Raw genomic sequence first — 15,385 nt, forward strand, 5'->3', positions numbered from 1 at the left:
CCGGGACCATCCCCGCGGGTGCGGGGAGCAGCCGGTCAAGGTACCCGCCAGGGCCGGTGGACGGGGACCATCCCCGCGGGTGCGGGGAGCAGTCGAGGGCCTTGCCCTGGATGAACCATGCGGTGGGACCATCCCCGCGGGTGCGGGGAGCAGCAGCTCAGACAAACGCGTCACGTCGGGCTAGCGGGACCATCCCCGCGGGTGCGGGGAGCAGTCCGCGGCCGTCTGGAAGTCCTCGGTGACCGCGGGACCGTCCCCGCGGGTGCGGGGAGCAGTCCGGAAGGACGTCCGGAAGATGCGCGCCCGGGGGACCATCCCCGCGGGTGCGGGGAGCAGCGAGTCGTCGTCCGTGCCCGACTTCTCGATGAGGGACCATCCCCGCGGGTGCGGGGAGCAGCCGTGGTCAAGGTAGTACTGGTGGAGCCGGGTGGGACCATCCCCGCGGGTGCGGGGAGCAGAAGGCCGCGTCCGTGGCCCGGTACGGGCTGAAGGGACCATCCCCGCGGGTGCGGGGAGCAGGCCGCGGGTGGGCTGCTCGCCGGAGGCGTCGGGGGACCATCCCCGCGGGTGCGGGGAGCAGACTGCGTGACCTGGGAGTTTATCTTGGCGAGGACGTGGTTTTGCATACTTTCAAGGAAACCGGCAAATTGGTCATCTGGTTCATTCGTGCCTCGTCTTGCGTTTCTTAAGTGGTCGCAGCGTAAAGGTTCCACCTTACGTAGCGAGCGGAACTGTCGTGCGGTTTCGGCTCCGTCGGGAGCAGATTCCCCGCGTTTCCTTCATGCGTCCTTCGTGAGCCGCCCTCACCTTGTATACATCTGGCATGGCGAACGAGGGGGGCGCCCGCACGGGGCTGCGAGCCAGGCTTGCTGGCCCGGTGTTGACCGTGTGGGCGAAGCACGACTGGGACTCTGACGGGTGGCTGCCGCTGTGGCGGCACATGGAGGACAGTGCTGCTGTTGCCGGGCGGCTGTGGGACGAGTGGCTGCCCGTGGGTGTACGGCAGTTGGTTGCCGACGCGCTGCCGGAAGGGGAGAGGGACGCCCGGCGGCTCGCAGTGTGGCTTGCGGGTGTGCACGATCTCGGTAAGGCGACGCCGGCCTTCGCCTGTCAGGTCGAGTCGCTGGCGCAGACCATGCGGGACCACGGGCTCGAGATGCGCTCCCAGTCGGCGATGGGGCTGGACCGGAGGCTCGCACCACACGGGCTTGCCGGACAGATGTTGCTGGGGGAGTGGCTGGAGGAGCGGCACGGATGGACGGCAAGACAGACCGGGCAGTTCGCGGTGGCGCTGGGCGGACACCACGGAGTACCTCCTGAGCACGGCCAGATCAACGCACTCGACAACCACCCCGAACTGCTGAGGACACCCGGCGCGAGCCGGGATCTGTGGCAGCAGGTGCAGGAGGGGTTGCTCGAGGCGTGCGCGGAGGAGTTCGGCGTACGGGAACGCCTCAATGACTGGCGGGCGGTGAGACTGCCGCAGCCTGTGCAGGTGTTGCTCACCGCGCTCGTCATCGTCTCCGACTGGATCGCCAGCAACCCGGACCTGTTCCCCTACTTTCCGCAGGATGTCCCACGGACCAGTGAGCAGCGCATCGCCGCGGCTTGGCGTGGACTGAACCTGCCCGGACCGTGGCGCCCTGAGGAGCCGACCGCAGACACGCAAGAGCTGTTCGCGGCCCGTTTCGACCTGCCGCCGGGGGCGAAAGTCCGGCCGGTGCAGGAGGCGGCCGTCGAGCTGGCGCGGACGATGGACGAGCCGGGGCTGATGGTGATCGAGGCGCCGATGGGGGAGGGGAAGACCGAGGCGGCGCTGGCCGCCGCCGAGATCCTCGCGGCCCGCTCAGGCGCGGGCGGCGTGTTCTTCGCACTGCCGACGATGGCCACCGGCAGCGCGATGTTCCCCCGTCTGCTGGACTGGTTGGAGCGGCTTCCCTCTGAGGACGGGACTCGCCACTCCGTTCTTCTCGCCCATTCGAAGGCGGCCCTCAACGAGGACTTCGCCGACCTCATGCGCAGCAGCGGCCGTGTCGTCGCCGTCGATGTCGACGCGCCGCAGCCCGCCCCGCGAGGACCGTCGGACGGTACGCGTGCCGCCCCGGCCGAGCTTGTCGCCCACGCATGGTTGCGCGGTCGGAAGAAGGCCATGCTGTCGTCGTTCGTCGCGGGCACGATCGACCAGCTGCTGTTCGCCGGACTCAAGAGCCGTCACCTGGCGCTGCGTCACCTCGCGGTTGCCGGGAAGGTCGTCGTCATCGACGAGGCACACGCCTACGACACCTACATGAGCGTCTACCTCGATCGGGTGCTGTCGTGGCTCGGCGCCTACCGCGTACCCGTCGTGGTGCTCTCCGCGACCCTGCCCTCCGGCCGACGGCGGGAGCTGGCGGAGGCGTACGCGGGCAGGCCGACGGGTGACACCGCGGCAGCGTTCGACGCCGTCGCCGAGTCCGGCGGCTATCCGCTCCTGACGGCCGTCACACCCGGCGGTACGCCCGTCATGCGTCACCCGGCAGCCTCCGGCCGCACCATCGACGTCGAGCTGGAACGCATCGAGGACGACCTGGACATCCTGGCCGACCGGCTGGAGGCTGAACTCGCCGACGGCGGATGCGTCCTCGTCGTACGCAACACCGTCCGCCGGGTTCTTGATGCGGCAGCCGTGCTGCGTCAGAGGTTCGGCGACGCGAACGTGACCGTCGCCCACTCCTGCTTCATCGACGTCGACCGGGCCGCCAAGGACGCAGACCTGTTGCGGCGCTTCGGGCCGCCCGGCAAGGCCGAGGGACGGCCCGATGGCGCCGCGCACATCGTTGTCGCCAGCCAGGTCGCGGAGCAGTCCCTCGACGTCGACTTCGACCTCCTGGTCACCGACCTCGCCCCCGTCGACCTGCTGCTGCAGCGCATGGGGCGTCTCCACCGCCACCTGCGTGGCGGGGAGGAGCAGGCCGACCGGCCCGAGCGGCTGCGCACGGCGCGCTGCCTGGTCACCGGCGTCGACTGGGCCGCGGGCGTGCCCGCACCGGTACGCGGCTCGGTCGCCGTGTACGGGGCGTACGCGCTGCTGCGTTCCGCCGCAGCCCTGCTGCCGCACCTCGACGGCGGAAATGACGGCGGAAACGAAGGCGGCCCGCGTCGACCGGTACGGCTGCCGAGCGACATCAGTCCGCTGGTGCAACGGGCGTACGCCGACGGTCCTGACGGCCCGGCCGGCTGGGCCGACGCGCTCGAAGCCGCTCGCGCACGGTACGAGGAGCACCGCGCGGACCAGGCCGAACGGGCTGCGACCTTCCGGCTCGACGCGGCTGCCAAGCCCGGTAGGCCGCTGTTCGGCTGGGTCGCGGCAGGCGTCGGCGACGCGGACGACACCGCTGTCGGCAAGGCCCAGGTACGCGACAGCCGGGAGAGTCTCGAGGTCGTGGTCGTACAGCGGCGTGCCGACGGAACCTTGGCCACGGTGCCGTGGCTGGAACCTGACCGCAAGGGCCGCGTGCTGGCTGGGCTGGCACTTCCCACCGACCAGGTGCCGGCCGCCCTGGCGGCGCGCACCGCGGCAAGCTGCGGACTGAGGCTTCCGATCCAGTTCAGCTACGCGGACGTGATGGACCGGGCGCTCGCCGAGCTCGAGGAGCTGTACGTGGCCGCCTGGCAGGTGAAGGGCAGTCATTGGCTCGCCGGCCAGTTGATCCTGCCGCTCGACGAGGATTGTCGGACCCGGCTGGCAGGCTTCTCTCTCCGGTACAGCAAGAGCGACGGCCTCGAGGTGACCCGTGCCTGAAACCGACCAGAGCAGCAGCAGCGGCGACGGTGTGTTGTCGTTCGACCTCACCACCCGGCCGTGGATTCCGGTGCTCCGACGCGACGGCACGCAGGACGAGTTGTCGCTGCGTGAGGTGTTCGAGCAGGCGCACGACCTGCGGCGCGTCGTCGGTGACCTGCCCACCCAGGAGTTCGCCCTGGTGCGTCTGCTGCTTGCCGTCGCGCACGACGCACTCGAGGGACCGCAGGACATCGACGCGTGGTCGGAGCTGTGGGCCGAGGAGAACTGCTTCGCTCCAGTCAGGGTGTACCTCGAGGCGCATCGCGGGCGGTTCGACCTGCTGGGCGGCGACGCGCCGTTCTTCCAGACCGCTGGGCTCCGGACGGCGAAGGACGAGGTGTTCTCCCTCAACCGGATCGTGGCCGACGTGCCCAACGGCGCGCCCTTCTTCACCGCCCGCATGCCCACCGTCGAGCGGCTCACGTTCGCGGAGGCGGCCCGCTGGGTCGTCCACGCGCATGCCTACGACACCTCCGGCATCAAGACCGGTGTGGAAGGCGACAAGCGGGCCAAGGGCGGCAAGGTCTACCCGCTCGGCGTCGGCTGGGCCGGGAACCTCGGCGGCGTCTTCGTCGAAGGCCGCACCCTGCGCGAGACGCTGTTGCTGAACCTGGTGGCCGCCGACACCTCCAACCTTCAGATCGACGACCAGGACGCCCCCGCGTGGCGCAGGGAACCCTGCGGCCCGGGTGGTGCGGAGCGCGCCCCGACCGGCGTACGCGACCTGTACACCTGGCAGACGCGGCGCCTGCGTCTGCACTTCGACGAGAGAGGCGTGCACGGCATTGTCCTCGGCTACGGCGATCCGCTGCCCGCACGAGACCGTCAGTATCGGGAGCCGATGACCGCCTGGCGGCGCAGCAAGCCCCAGGAGAAGAAGCTCAAGAGAAGTCCGGTGTACCTGCCGCGCGAGCATGCTCCCGAGCGCGCCGCCTGGCGCGGGGTCGGCTCACTGGTCGCAGGCGAGGTCGACAGGGCCCAGGGGGCGGAAGCGGCTGCCTACCTGCGGCCGGGGATTTTGGAGTGGGTGGCCCGCCTGGTGACGGAAGGGGAACTGCCGCGCGGCTTCCTCGTCCGGGCCCGGATTGTCGGCGCCACCTACGGCACACAGCAGTCCGTGATCGACGAGGTCGTCGACGACCACGTATCCATGGCTGTCGTCCTGCTCCACCAGCAGGACCGGCGCTACGCCGAGCAAGCCGTCGCAGCCGTTGCCGACGCCGATGTCGCGGTCAACGCCCTGGGTGATCTCGCCACCCACCTGGCCCGCGCGGCCGGCACCGAGAGTGACGGGCCCCGCTCCACCGCTCGCGATCTCGCCTACGGGCTCCTCGAGGCCCCGTACCGCACCTGGCTCGCCCACCTCGCCGACGCCGACGAGCCGCACGCGCAGCGCACCGCCTGGCAGCAGCAGGTGTACGGGATCGTCGGGCTGCTCGGCGACCGTCTGATGGACGCGGCCGGGGACGCGGCCTGGCAGGGCCGGACCGTACAGCTCAAGCACGGCACCGAGTGGCTCAACTCCGCGCTCGCCGGCAAGTGGTTCCGCGCCGCTCTGCACAAGGGGTTGGGCCGTCCCGACTCCACCGATATGCCGCCGGACACGGACGCAGCGCCGGCACCCGAGACCACCGCGAAGGCACCCGCATGACCACCGTCACCGCACCTGTCACCCCGCGCGAACGGGTCGCCCGGCTCGCCGCCGAGCACATCGACGACCTGCAGAAGGGCTACCTCGCCGACCGGTCCCACGCCGTCGCGGCTCTGGCCCGGCTCCGGCGCGGCGCCGGCCGGGAGGCCGGGCAGCTGCCCGACCTGTGGGCCCTGATCGACACCGGCCCTCTGCACCACACCCCGGACGGCGCCCGGCCGATGAGCGAGAGCGAACTGGTCCGGGCCGAGGACGCCCTGCACGTCGCGCTCACTCTCTACGCGCTGCACCAGCAGTCCCGCTCCGCCGGCATGCACCAGGCCGACCGGCCGGACCGGCGCCGGGGGCTCGGCGCCGCCGTACGCCGGATGATGAAGCCCGGCGAGATCGACGAGCCCGTGCACAAGCGCCTGGTCCGCGCCGGCACCGCCTCCGATCTGGCCACCCTCGCCCAGCGACTGCGCGACATCGTCGTCCTGCTGCGCCGCGAGGGCATCGAGCTCGACTACGCGCTGCTCGCCGGTCAGCTCCACACCTGGCAGCGGCCCGGCGGAGCAGACGCCGTCCGCAGGGAATGGGGCCGCTCCTTCCACGCCTGGCACGACAAGCCCAAGGACGGCCGTCCGCCCCTTGCCGCAGGCGTGGCCGCCGACACCGACACCACCAGCACCACGGACACCGACAAGGACGCCTCGTGAACCGCATCTTCCTCGACGTGCACGCCCTGCAGACCGTTCCGCCCAGCAACCTCAACCGCGACGACACCGGGGCGCCCAAGAGTGCGGTCTACGGGGGAGTGCCGCGTGCCCGCGTCTCCAGCCAGGCATGGAAGCGGGCGACGCGCACCTACTTCAAGGACGAGCAGCTGCTGGACCCGAGCGAACTCGGTGTGCGCACCAAGAAGATCGTGGAGGCGGTCGCCGACCGGATCGCCGGACTCGACTCCTCGCTCACTCGTGAGGCCGTGCTGCGCATCGCGGACGAGACCGTGAAGGCCACCGGTCTGAAGACCGAGGTTCCCAAGCGCAAGGCCGATTCCGCCAAGGAAGGCGAGTCGGCCCCGGCGCCCGAGGCGAAGTACCTGGTGTTCCTCAGCGCCCGCCAGCTCGACGGTCTGGCCCGCCTCGCCGTGGACGGCGCCGCCGACATCACGGCCTTCCTGAAGGACAAGAAGAACAAGGACAAGGCCAAGGAACTCGCCGACACCCGCCACTCCGTCGACATCGCCCTCTTCGGCCGCATGGTCGCCGACGCCGCGGACATCAACGTCGACGCCGCCGTCCAGGTCGCCCACGCCATCAGCGTCCACCGCGTCGAGAACGAGTCCGACTACTACACCGCCGTCGACGACGAGAACACCGACGCGGAGACCGGCGCCGGCATGATCGGCACCGTCGACTTCAACTCCGCCACCCTCTACCGCTACGCGGCTCTCGGCGTCCACCAGCTGGCCGACACCCTCGGCCAGGGGCTGCGGGAGGAGGAGCCGCGCACCGACCCCGTCCGCCGGGCGGTCGAGGCCTTCGTCCACGGCTTCGTCGCCTCGCTGCCCACCGGAAAGATCAACACCTTCGGGCACCACACGCTGCCGGACGCCGTGGTCGTCAAGCTGCGCACCACCCGGCCCGTCAGCTTCGTCGCAGCCTTCGAGGACCCGGTGCGCGGCGACCAGGGCGGCCACGTCCGCGAGGCGTCCGACCGCCTCGCCGAGTACATCCCCGACATCGAGCGGGCGTACGGCGACGAGGACTCCACCCTCACCTGGATCCTCCGGGTCGGCCCGAACACCCAGAAGCTCGCCGGGCTCGGCACCGAGTCGCAGAACATCGGCGAACTCGTCGCCGCCGTCGGCCAGGCCGTCGTGGAGCGCCTGGAGAAGCCCGCATGAGCGTGCTCACCCTCCGGCTCGCGGGCCCCCTGCAGTCCTGGGGGGCCTCGGCCCGTTTCACCCGCCGCACCACCGAGTCCGCGCCGACCAAGAGCGGCGTCATCGGCATGCTCGCCGCCGCGGCCGGCATCGAACGGGGCGACGACGAGAGGCTGGCAGAGCTGGCCGCGCTGAAGTTCGGCGTACGGATCGACCAGCCCGGCACTCGGCTGCGGGACTTCCACACGGCCCACCACGGCGTCACCGGCAAGTCCATGCCGCTGTCCGAGCGTTTCTACCTCGCCGACGCCGTCTTCGTCGCCGCTCTCGAAGGCGACCGCCCGCTCCTTGCCGAGCTGGACGCCGCGCTGCGCGCCCCCGTGTACGCGCCGTTCCTGGGGCGGCGCTCCTGTCCGCCCGCCCTGCCGGTCGAACTCGGTCTCCATGACGAGGGCGGACTGATGGAGGTGCTGCGCGAGGTGCCGTGGCAGGCATCCGCCTGGTACCGCAGGCAGTACCGCGGCCGGGACGAGATCGAGCTGACCGTGCTGCGCGAGGCAGGCGAGGACGAGCAGGACGCTGCCGACGTCCTGCGGGACCAGCCGCTCAGCTTCGCCGCCGAACACCGGCGACACGCCCTGCGCACCCAGCTCGGCGACCGTGTACGCATCCCCAATCCGTCCGCCCGGCAACTGGCGCGGCACGACCCGTTCGACGCCCTGGACGAAGAGAGCGCCTGATGTTCCTCACCCGCTTCCGCGTGAACACCGCGCGCCCCGGCGCCCGCCGTCTCCTCTCCTCGCCGCAGGCCATGCACGCCGCCGTCATGTCGTCCTTCCCCGCACTGCTGCCCACGGACGTGCCGACGCCCGACGCCCCGCGCGTGCTGTGGCGCCTGGACCAGACAGCACGGGCCGAGGTCATGCTGTACGTGGTCAGTCCCGACCGGCCCGACCTGACCCACCTCGTCGAGCAGGCAGGCTGGCCTGCGGCCGCTGCCGCGGACCCGGACCGACCCGGCTGGCAGAGCAGGCCCTACGGCCCGTTCCTCGACCGGCTGGCGGCAGGAGACCGGTGGGCGTTCAGGCTCACCGCGAATCCGGTCCACCACGCTCGTCGCAAGGACGGCGAACCGACCAAGCGCACAGCACACCTCACCGCGGTGCACCAGATGGGCTGGCTCCTCAAGAAGCAGGAGATGTGCGGCTTCCGCGTCCTGGAGAAACCGGACGAGAAGCGCCTGCTGCCCAGCGGCACCACCCATACCCGGCAGCCGCACCACGGCGACCGGTACGAATTGACCGTCAGTGACAAGCGCACCCTCGCCTTCGACAAGTCCCGCAACGCCGGTCCCGGCAGCCGTAAGCCGCCCGTCAGCCTGGTCACCGTCACCTTCGACGGCCGCCTTGAGGTCGCCGATCCCGCGCTCCTGCGCCGTACTCTCACCCAAGGCATCGGCAAGGCCAAGGCGTACGGCTGCGGCCTGATCACCCTGGCACCGCTCGGCACGGCGGGGTGAGAGGGTGACCACGGTCTCCCGGCGCGCCGCCCTCACCCCGCGTCAGCTCACCCGTGCCGGCGAACGGCTCTCCTTCGTCTACCTGGAGCGCTGCACCGTGCACCGGGACGCCAACGCCATCACCGCCGAGGACGCAGACGGCACCACCCACATCCCGTCGGCGACCATCGGCACCCTTCTCCTCGGCCCCGGCACCCGCATCACCCATCAGGCGATGAGCGTGCTGGGTGAGACCGGCGCCGCCGTGTGCTGGGTGGGGGAACAGGGCGTGCGCTACTACGCAGGCGGCCGCGCCCTGAGCCGTTCCTCCGCTCTCATGGAGGCGCAGGCCCGCCAGTGGGCCAACCCGCGCAGCCGCCTCGCCGTCGCCCGCGACATGTACCGGCTGCGCTTCCCCGACGAGGATCCCGCCGGCCTCACCCGCCACGAACTCCTCGGCCGTGAAGGCCGACGCGTCAAGGACTGCTACAAGGCCGAGGCCGCCCGCACCGGCATCCCGTGGCGCGGACGTAAATACGTTTCCGGCGATTTCACCAGCGGCGACGCGGTCAACCAGGCGGTCACGGCCGCCGCCCAGTGCATGTACGGCATCGCCCACGCGGTCGTCGCATCCCTCGGCTGCAGCCCGGCACTCGGCTTCGTCCACTCCGGCCACGAACTGTCCTTCGTCCTCGACGTCGCCGATCTCTACAAGACCGAGATCGGCATCCCGCTGGCCTTCGACATCGCGGCGGACGACGAGGACGAGGTCGGCCCGCGTACCCGCCGCGCGCTGCGCGACCGCATCAACGAGACATCCCTGCTGGACCGCTGCGTCGACGACATCAAACGCCTTCTCCTGCAGGACACCGCACCCTCCGCCGGACCGGGTGACGACCGGGACGTCGTCACGCTCCAGAGCGACGGCGGCCACGACGTCGCCTCCGGCCGCAACTACGGCGGTCCGGACGAGGGGGACGGGGAGATGACCTGGTGACCGTGATCGTCCTCACCAACTGCCCAGCAGGCCTCCGCGGGTTCCTCACCCGCTGGCTCCTCGAGATCTCCGCCGGCGTCTTCATCGGCAACCCGTCGGCGCGCATCCGCGACGTGCTGTGGGACGAGGTCCAGCAATACGCCGGTCAGGGCCGTGCCCTACTTGCCCACACCACGAACAATGAACAGGGCTTCACCTTCCGCACCCACGACCACAACTGGCGCCCGATCGACCACGAGGGCATCACCCTGATCCGCCGCCCCAACCCCAAATCTGACGGACCCGGTCCTACGACGGCCCCGCCACGAGGTTGGAGCAAGACATCCAAGCGCCGCCGTTTCGGGCGACCTTGATGCGCGTTATGCGCGATTCAAGAGGATCGCCGGAATCAGTGAAAGTACTCCAGAACTGCCGCTGCCCTCGACAACCTCGCAGGCCACACAGCCTGCTCCCCGCACCCGCGGGGATGGCCCCTCGACCACAACGGCATCTACCTGGGCACGGATCTGCTCCCCGCACCCGCGGGGATGGCCCCCAAGGACATCGGGCCGAATGGTCCGGGCGTCACTGCTCCCCGCACCCGCGGGGATGGCCCCGACTTCGAGCCCATCGTTCCCCGCCCGGAAGACTGCTCCCCGCACCCGCGGGGATGGCCCCGCCTCGATGGACGTCTTGAACTCGTGCGCGGACTGCTCCCCGCACCCGCGGGGATGGCCCCGCGGATGTGGGTAGTGCTCATGAGGACTCTCTCTGCTCCCCGCACCCGCGGGGATGGCCCCTGGAGGCGACCCGGCAGGGCGACGGCACCGACCTGCTCCCCGCACCCGCGGGGATGGCCCCCGGGCGGTGCAGGCGCACGCGGTGCACGCGGTCTGCTCCCCGCACCCGCGGGGATGGCCCCGCGGTCGATGCGCATGCCGCGCAGCTCACCGGCTGCTCCCCGCACCCGCGGGGATGGCCCCTGGCCCGAGGCCGTCCTGTGGTCCCTGCCGCCCTGCTCCCCGCACCCGCGGGGATGGCCCCCGGTCCTGCGGTTCGTCGTCGGTCTCCAGACTCTGCTCCCCGCACCCGCGGGGATGGCCCCTGCTCCCCGCACCCGCGGGGATGGCCCCTGCGACGCTTCGATCGCGGCCTCGATCTCCCCCTGCTCCCCGCACCCGCGGGGATGGCCCCATCCTCATCGGCGTCGCGAAGGACCCGTGGGTCTGCTCCCCGCACCCGCGGGGATGGCCCCCCGACACATTGAATGTAGGGGGAACCCGACACCTGCTCCCCGCACTCGCGGGGATGGCCCCTGCCCACGCCACTCCCCCTCGTTCTTCAACGGCTGCTCCCCGCACCCGCGGGGATGGCCCTCCGACCACCACGATGCCCACGGTGATGATGGCCTGCTCCCCGCACCCGCGGGGATGGGCCCTCCTTCATCATGGGGTACGTGTGGAGGGCGCTTGTTCTCCGGGCTCGAAAGGGACGCCCCGGCTTCGTCAGAGGGTCGCGTCGGGCCACAGGTCGAGTACCTCGTCGCCGCTCATGGCGCCGCCGGGTCCGCCCGGCGTTCCGTTCAGTGACTGTTCGGCCCAGATGACCTTGCCGTTCGGTGTGTATCTGGTGCCCCAGCGTTCGGCGTAGCGGGCGACGAGGAACAGGCCGCGGCCGCCCTCGTCCGTGGTCGCCGCCTGGCGCAGATGGGGTGAGGTGCTGCTGCCGTCGGAGACCTCGCAGATCAGGCGGCGGTCCCGCAGCAGGCGGACGTGGATGGGGGCGGTGCCGTGCCGGATGGCGTTGGTGACCAGTTCGCTGAGGATGAGCCCGGTGGTGAAGCCCGCGTGGGTCAGGTCCCAGTCCGCCAGCTGCCGGGTGACGTCGGCGCGGACCCGGGAGACGGCCGCCGCGTCGCGGGGCACGTCCCAGCCGGCGATCTGCCCGGGGTCGAGTACACGGGTGCGGGCGACCAGCAGGGCGATGTCGTCGGTCGGGTGGTCGGGCAGGAGGGCTTCGAGTACGGCCTCGCAGGTCTGCTCGGGGGACCGGCCGGGGCGGGAGAGCGTGTCCCGCAGGATCTCGAGGCCGACGTCGATGTCCCGGGTGCGGTCCTCGACGAGCCCGTCCGTGTAGAGCACGAGCCGGCTTCCCGCGGGCACCTGGAACTCGACGCTCTCGAAGGGCAGGCCGCCCAGTCCCAGCGGCGGGCCGGCGGGCAGTTCGGGGAAGTCCACGGTTCCGTCGGGCCGGGCGAGGGCGGGCGGCAGGTGACCGGCGCGGGCCGCGCTGCACCTGCCGGAGGCCGGGTCGTAGACCACGTACAGGCAGGTGGCCCCGATGAGGCCCTCGTCGTCGCCCTGGGAGGCCTGCTCCCGGGTGAGCCGGGCCACCAGGTCGTCCAGGCGGGCCAGCAGTTCGTCGGGGGCGAGGTCCAGGGTGGCGAAGTTGTGCACCGCCGTGCGCAGCCGCCCCATGGTGGCCGCCGCGTGCAGACCGTGCCCCACCACGTCCCCGACCACCAGCGCGACCCGGGCCCCGGACAGCTCGATGACGTCGAACCAGTCCCCGCCCACACCGGACTGGGCCGGCAGATAGCGGTGGGCCGCCTCCAGCGCGCTCAGGTCCGGCAGGCCACGGGGCAGCAGACTGCGCTGGAGGGTGACGGCCAGGGCGTGCTCGCGGGTGTAGCGACGGGCGTTGTCGAGGGCCACCGCGGCACGGGCGGCCAGCTCCTCGGCGAACGGCGTCTCCTCCGGACCGAACGGCTCCGTACCCCGCGAGCGCCAGAAGGTCACCACGCCCAGTACCGTGCCGCGCGCCAGGAGCGGCACCGCGAGCAGGGAATGGACTCCGTGTTCCACGACACGGCCGGCATGTTCCGGGTCCAGCGCCCGCCATGCCTGGGCAGTACTCAGGTCCGCCTGCAGCACCGCCTGCCCGGTCTCCACGCAGAGCGCCTGGGGCGTGTGGGCCATGAGAGGGATCGAGCGGTCCACCGGCATCAGCCGGTCGGCGTCGACGCCGACCGCGGCGGCACGGCGCAGACCGGTGACCGCCACGTCCGGCTCCTGGCCGCGCAGCACCCCCTCGGCGAGATCGACGGTGGTGATGTCGGCGAAGCGCGGAACCGCCACCTGCGCCAGCTCCCACGCGGTGCGCTCCACGTCGAGGGCGGCGCCGATCCGTGTCCCCGCGTCGTAGAGGAGCGTCAGCCGCTCGCGTGCCACCTCCGCCCGCCCCGAGAGGGTCCGCAGCTCCGTGGTGTCCCTGAGGGTCACCACGCTTCCGCTGTGCCCGCCGTGAGGACCGGTGGGCCGCTTGTTCACCGCCAGCAGCCGGTCCGCCGTGAGGTGCACCTCGTCGGTGGCCACCCGGTCCGACGTCAGCAGGTCGGTGACGGCCGGGTCCAGGCCGAGGTCGCAGACGGCCCGCCGCTCCACGTCCGGCGGCAGCTCCAGCAGCCGCCGCGCCTCGTCGTTGGCCAGTACCAGCCGTCCGTCCCCGCCGATGATCAGCACCCCCTCCCGGACCGCGTGCAGCACCGCGTCGTGGTGGTCGTACACCCGGGTCATCTCCACCGGACCGAGGCCGTGGGTCTGGCGCAGCAGCCGCCGGCTCACCAGGGCGGTGCCGCCCGCGGACAGGGCCAGGGCCGCGCCCGCGGCTCCCAGGAGCACCGGCAGCTCCTCGGCCGCCGAGCCGGCCACCCTGGCGACCGTGATCCCGACCCCCACCGAGCCGACCGTCGTCCCGTCGGGCTCGGTGAGGGGGGCGTACGCGACCACCGAGCGGCCCCTGGACGTGTCGACCTGCTGTGTCCGGGGGGAGGTCGGCGTCTCGAACGGGCCTTCGACGGCCTTCCCGATCCTGGAGGGATCCGGGTGCGTCAGACGGACCCCGTCCGGTGAGTACACGATGACGAGGTCCACGTCGGTCGCCCGTCTGATCCTCTCGGCGACCGGCTGCAGTACCGCGGAGGGGTCGGGACCGGTCATCGCCGTCACCGTCTGCGGGGAGCGGGCGAACGTCGTGGCGACGGCCAGGGACCGGGACTCGGCCTCGCGGGTGCTGTCGCGCCGGGCCTGGAGCACGAGGGCGACCAGCGCGGCGGTGACGATCAGGCCCACGAGGAGGATCTGCAGCACGAACACCTGGCCGGCCACGCTGCGCACCCGGAGCAGGTCCCGCGATCGCCCCGGGTGTCGCGCGGACCAGGAACCGTCACCGCGCCGGTCCTGCTGCCGGTCCTGCTGCCGGTCCTCCCGCCGGTCCCGGCGCCGGGCGGATCGCACGCGTGCGGCGAGGCCTCCGAAGGAGCCGGGTGACGTGGTGGGAGGGCGACGGGAGTGTGCGGCCACTGCTTCGTCCACCTCCTCCGCGGCGATGTCCGGGCCGCCCCGGGACGGTCGCCGTCCGCCGGACCCCTGCCGTCCGCCCGGCGTGCCGCCCGACCTGCAACCCGGCGGGAGACGCCCGGCGGGGCGGGGTTCTCGCGCTGCCACGCCCCGCGGACGCCGGGGCGCCGTGGTGCCTTGGTGCCGGGGCCCCGCGAGCCCGGGCCCCCGCGGGTACCACTCGGATGTTCTTCGCATTCCTCACGAACGGGTCAACGGTACTCGCTCGGAGCCGCTCCGGTCCCTCGGACGGGGCCGTCCGGCGTCACCGGCCCCGAGGGGGAACCGTCGCCGCGCGTGCCGACGGAGTCAGGTGTGCGCCCGCCGTGGTCCGCCGGTCTTCCCGCCGGCGGGGTCCGGTTCAGCCGCCGGCCGGTCCCGGCAGGCTGCGTCCGATGCCCCGGGCCGCCACTTGGAGGGCGCTGACCAGCCGTGGCCGGTCGCGTCCGAGGCCGGGCGCGACGACGCCGAGCGCCGCGACCACGTCCCCGCCGGACCGGATCGGCACGGCCACGGAACTCGCGCCCAGGCTCATCTCGTCCACCGTCGTGGCGTAGTCGTCCTCGCGCACCTTGTCGAGCTGGCGCCGCAGCTGGGCCGGCCGGCTCACCGTGTACGGGGTGATCCGCGGGAGGTCGGCGAGCACCTCGGCCCGTACGTCGTCCGGGGCGTGCGCGAGAAGTACCTTGCCGACGCCCGTCGCGTGCAGCGGCAGACGTGCGCCGACCGAGCTGACCACCGGCACCGAGGCGTGTCCGGAGAGCCGGTCGACGTACAGCGCCCGCCGGCCGTCGCGCACCGCCAGGTGAACGGTGGCGAGGGTCGCGCCGTAGAGGTCGTGGAGGTACGGGGAGGCGGTCTGCCGCAGCCCGGTGTGCACGGGCGCGAGCAGGCCGATGTCCCACAGGCGGCGTCCGACGACGTACTCGCCCGAGTCGGTGCGGCTCAGCGCACCCCATGCGACGAGCTCGCCGACCAGCCGGTGCGCGGTCGCGACCGGGAGACCGGCCCGGGCCGCGAGGCCGGTGAGACTGAGCTGCCGGTGCCGCACGTCGAAGGCGCCCAGGACCGCCAGCGCGCGGCTGGTCACCGAGCGTCCGGGTGTCGCGGCGTTGCCTGCCATGAGCGGCATCCTTCCGCTGAGTGGAAACGGGTGCAAGGGGGTGCCCGCGG

General features: G+C 72.2%; 10 protein-coding genes and 2 CRISPR repeat arrays (1 of these 12 cut by a window edge). Of the genes, 8 read left to right on the plus strand and 2 right to left on the minus strand.

The window, feature by feature from the left end:
* Positions 1 to 580: a CRISPR direct-repeat array (repeat unit 29 nt; unit sequence GGGACCATCCCCGCGGGTGCGGGGAGCAG) (it extends 670 nt beyond the left edge of the window).
* A gap of 243 nt (positions 581 to 823) precedes the next feature.
* Genes cas3 through cas2e form a run of 8 tightly spaced genes read left to right on the plus strand, consistent with a single transcriptional unit; the run spans position 824 to position 10,189 of the window.
* Positions 824 to 3,781 (plus strand): CRISPR-associated helicase Cas3', encoded by a 2,958-nt coding sequence (gene cas3, locus ACWZEH_RS27235; RefSeq protein ID WP_456193721.1) that lies wholly within the window; start codon positions 824 to 826, stop codon positions 3,779 to 3,781.
* A complete protein-coding gene (casA, locus tag ACWZEH_RS27240; protein ID WP_456193722.1) occupies positions 3,774 to 5,474 on the plus strand; it encodes a type I-E CRISPR-associated protein Cse1/CasA in 1,701 nt (566 codons plus the stop codon). The genes cas3 and casA overlap by 8 nt, the downstream gene beginning before the upstream one ends.
* Positions 5,471 to 6,172 (plus strand): type I-E CRISPR-associated protein Cse2/CasB, encoded by a 702-nt coding sequence (gene casB, locus ACWZEH_RS27245; RefSeq protein ID WP_456193723.1) that lies wholly within the window; start codon positions 5,471 to 5,473, stop codon positions 6,170 to 6,172. Before casA ends, casB begins: the two co-directional genes overlap by 4 nt.
* Positions 6,169 to 7,362, plus strand: a complete 1,194-nt coding sequence (gene cas7e / locus ACWZEH_RS27250) for a type I-E CRISPR-associated protein Cas7/Cse4/CasC (protein WP_456193724.1) — start codon at positions 6,169 to 6,171, stop codon at positions 7,360 to 7,362. Before casB ends, cas7e begins: the two co-directional genes overlap by 4 nt.
* Entirely contained in the window at positions 7,359 to 8,081 is a 723-nt protein-coding gene (gene cas5e / locus ACWZEH_RS27255) for a type I-E CRISPR-associated protein Cas5/CasD (protein ID WP_456193725.1), read from the plus strand. Before cas7e ends, cas5e begins: the two co-directional genes overlap by 4 nt.
* Complete coding sequence (cas6e, locus tag ACWZEH_RS27260) at positions 8,081 to 8,860, plus strand: type I-E CRISPR-associated protein Cas6/Cse3/CasE (protein ID WP_456193726.1); 780 nt, start codon at positions 8,081 to 8,083, stop codon at positions 8,858 to 8,860. Before cas5e ends, cas6e begins: the two co-directional genes overlap by 1 nt.
* Positions 8,861 to 8,864: 4 nt before the next feature.
* Entirely contained in the window at positions 8,865 to 9,836 is a 972-nt protein-coding gene (gene cas1e, locus ACWZEH_RS27265) for a type I-E CRISPR-associated endonuclease Cas1e (RefSeq protein ID WP_456193727.1), read from the plus strand.
* Positions 9,833 to 10,189, plus strand: coding sequence for a type I-E CRISPR-associated endoribonuclease Cas2e (cas2e, locus tag ACWZEH_RS27270; protein WP_456193728.1), 357 nt, complete (start codon positions 9,833 to 9,835; stop codon positions 10,187 to 10,189). The genes cas1e and cas2e overlap by 4 nt, the downstream gene beginning before the upstream one ends.
* 92 nt (positions 10,190 to 10,281) lie before the next feature.
* Positions 10,282 to 11,253: direct repeats of the CRISPR family, unit length 29 nt; unit sequence CTGCTCCCCGCACCCGCGGGGATGGCCCC.
* Positions 11,254 to 11,320: 67 nt separating this feature from the next.
* Here cas2e and ACWZEH_RS27275 read toward each other — a convergent pair.
* Together ACWZEH_RS27275 and ACWZEH_RS27280 are read right to left on the minus strand one after the other, a co-directional pair.
* Complete coding sequence (locus tag ACWZEH_RS27275) at positions 11,321 to 13,981, minus strand: SpoIIE family protein phosphatase (RefSeq protein WP_456199855.1); 2,661 nt, start codon at positions 13,979 to 13,981, stop codon at positions 11,321 to 11,323.
* A gap of 592 nt (positions 13,982 to 14,573) precedes the next feature.
* On the minus strand, positions 14,574 to 15,335 hold the full coding sequence (locus ACWZEH_RS27280) for an IclR family transcriptional regulator (RefSeq protein WP_456193729.1): 762 nt from the start codon (positions 15,333 to 15,335) through the stop codon (positions 14,574 to 14,576).
* Positions 15,336 to 15,385 lie beyond the last annotated feature (50 nt).

The sequence above is a fragment of the Streptomyces yamdrokensis genome, from assembly GCF_053890455.1.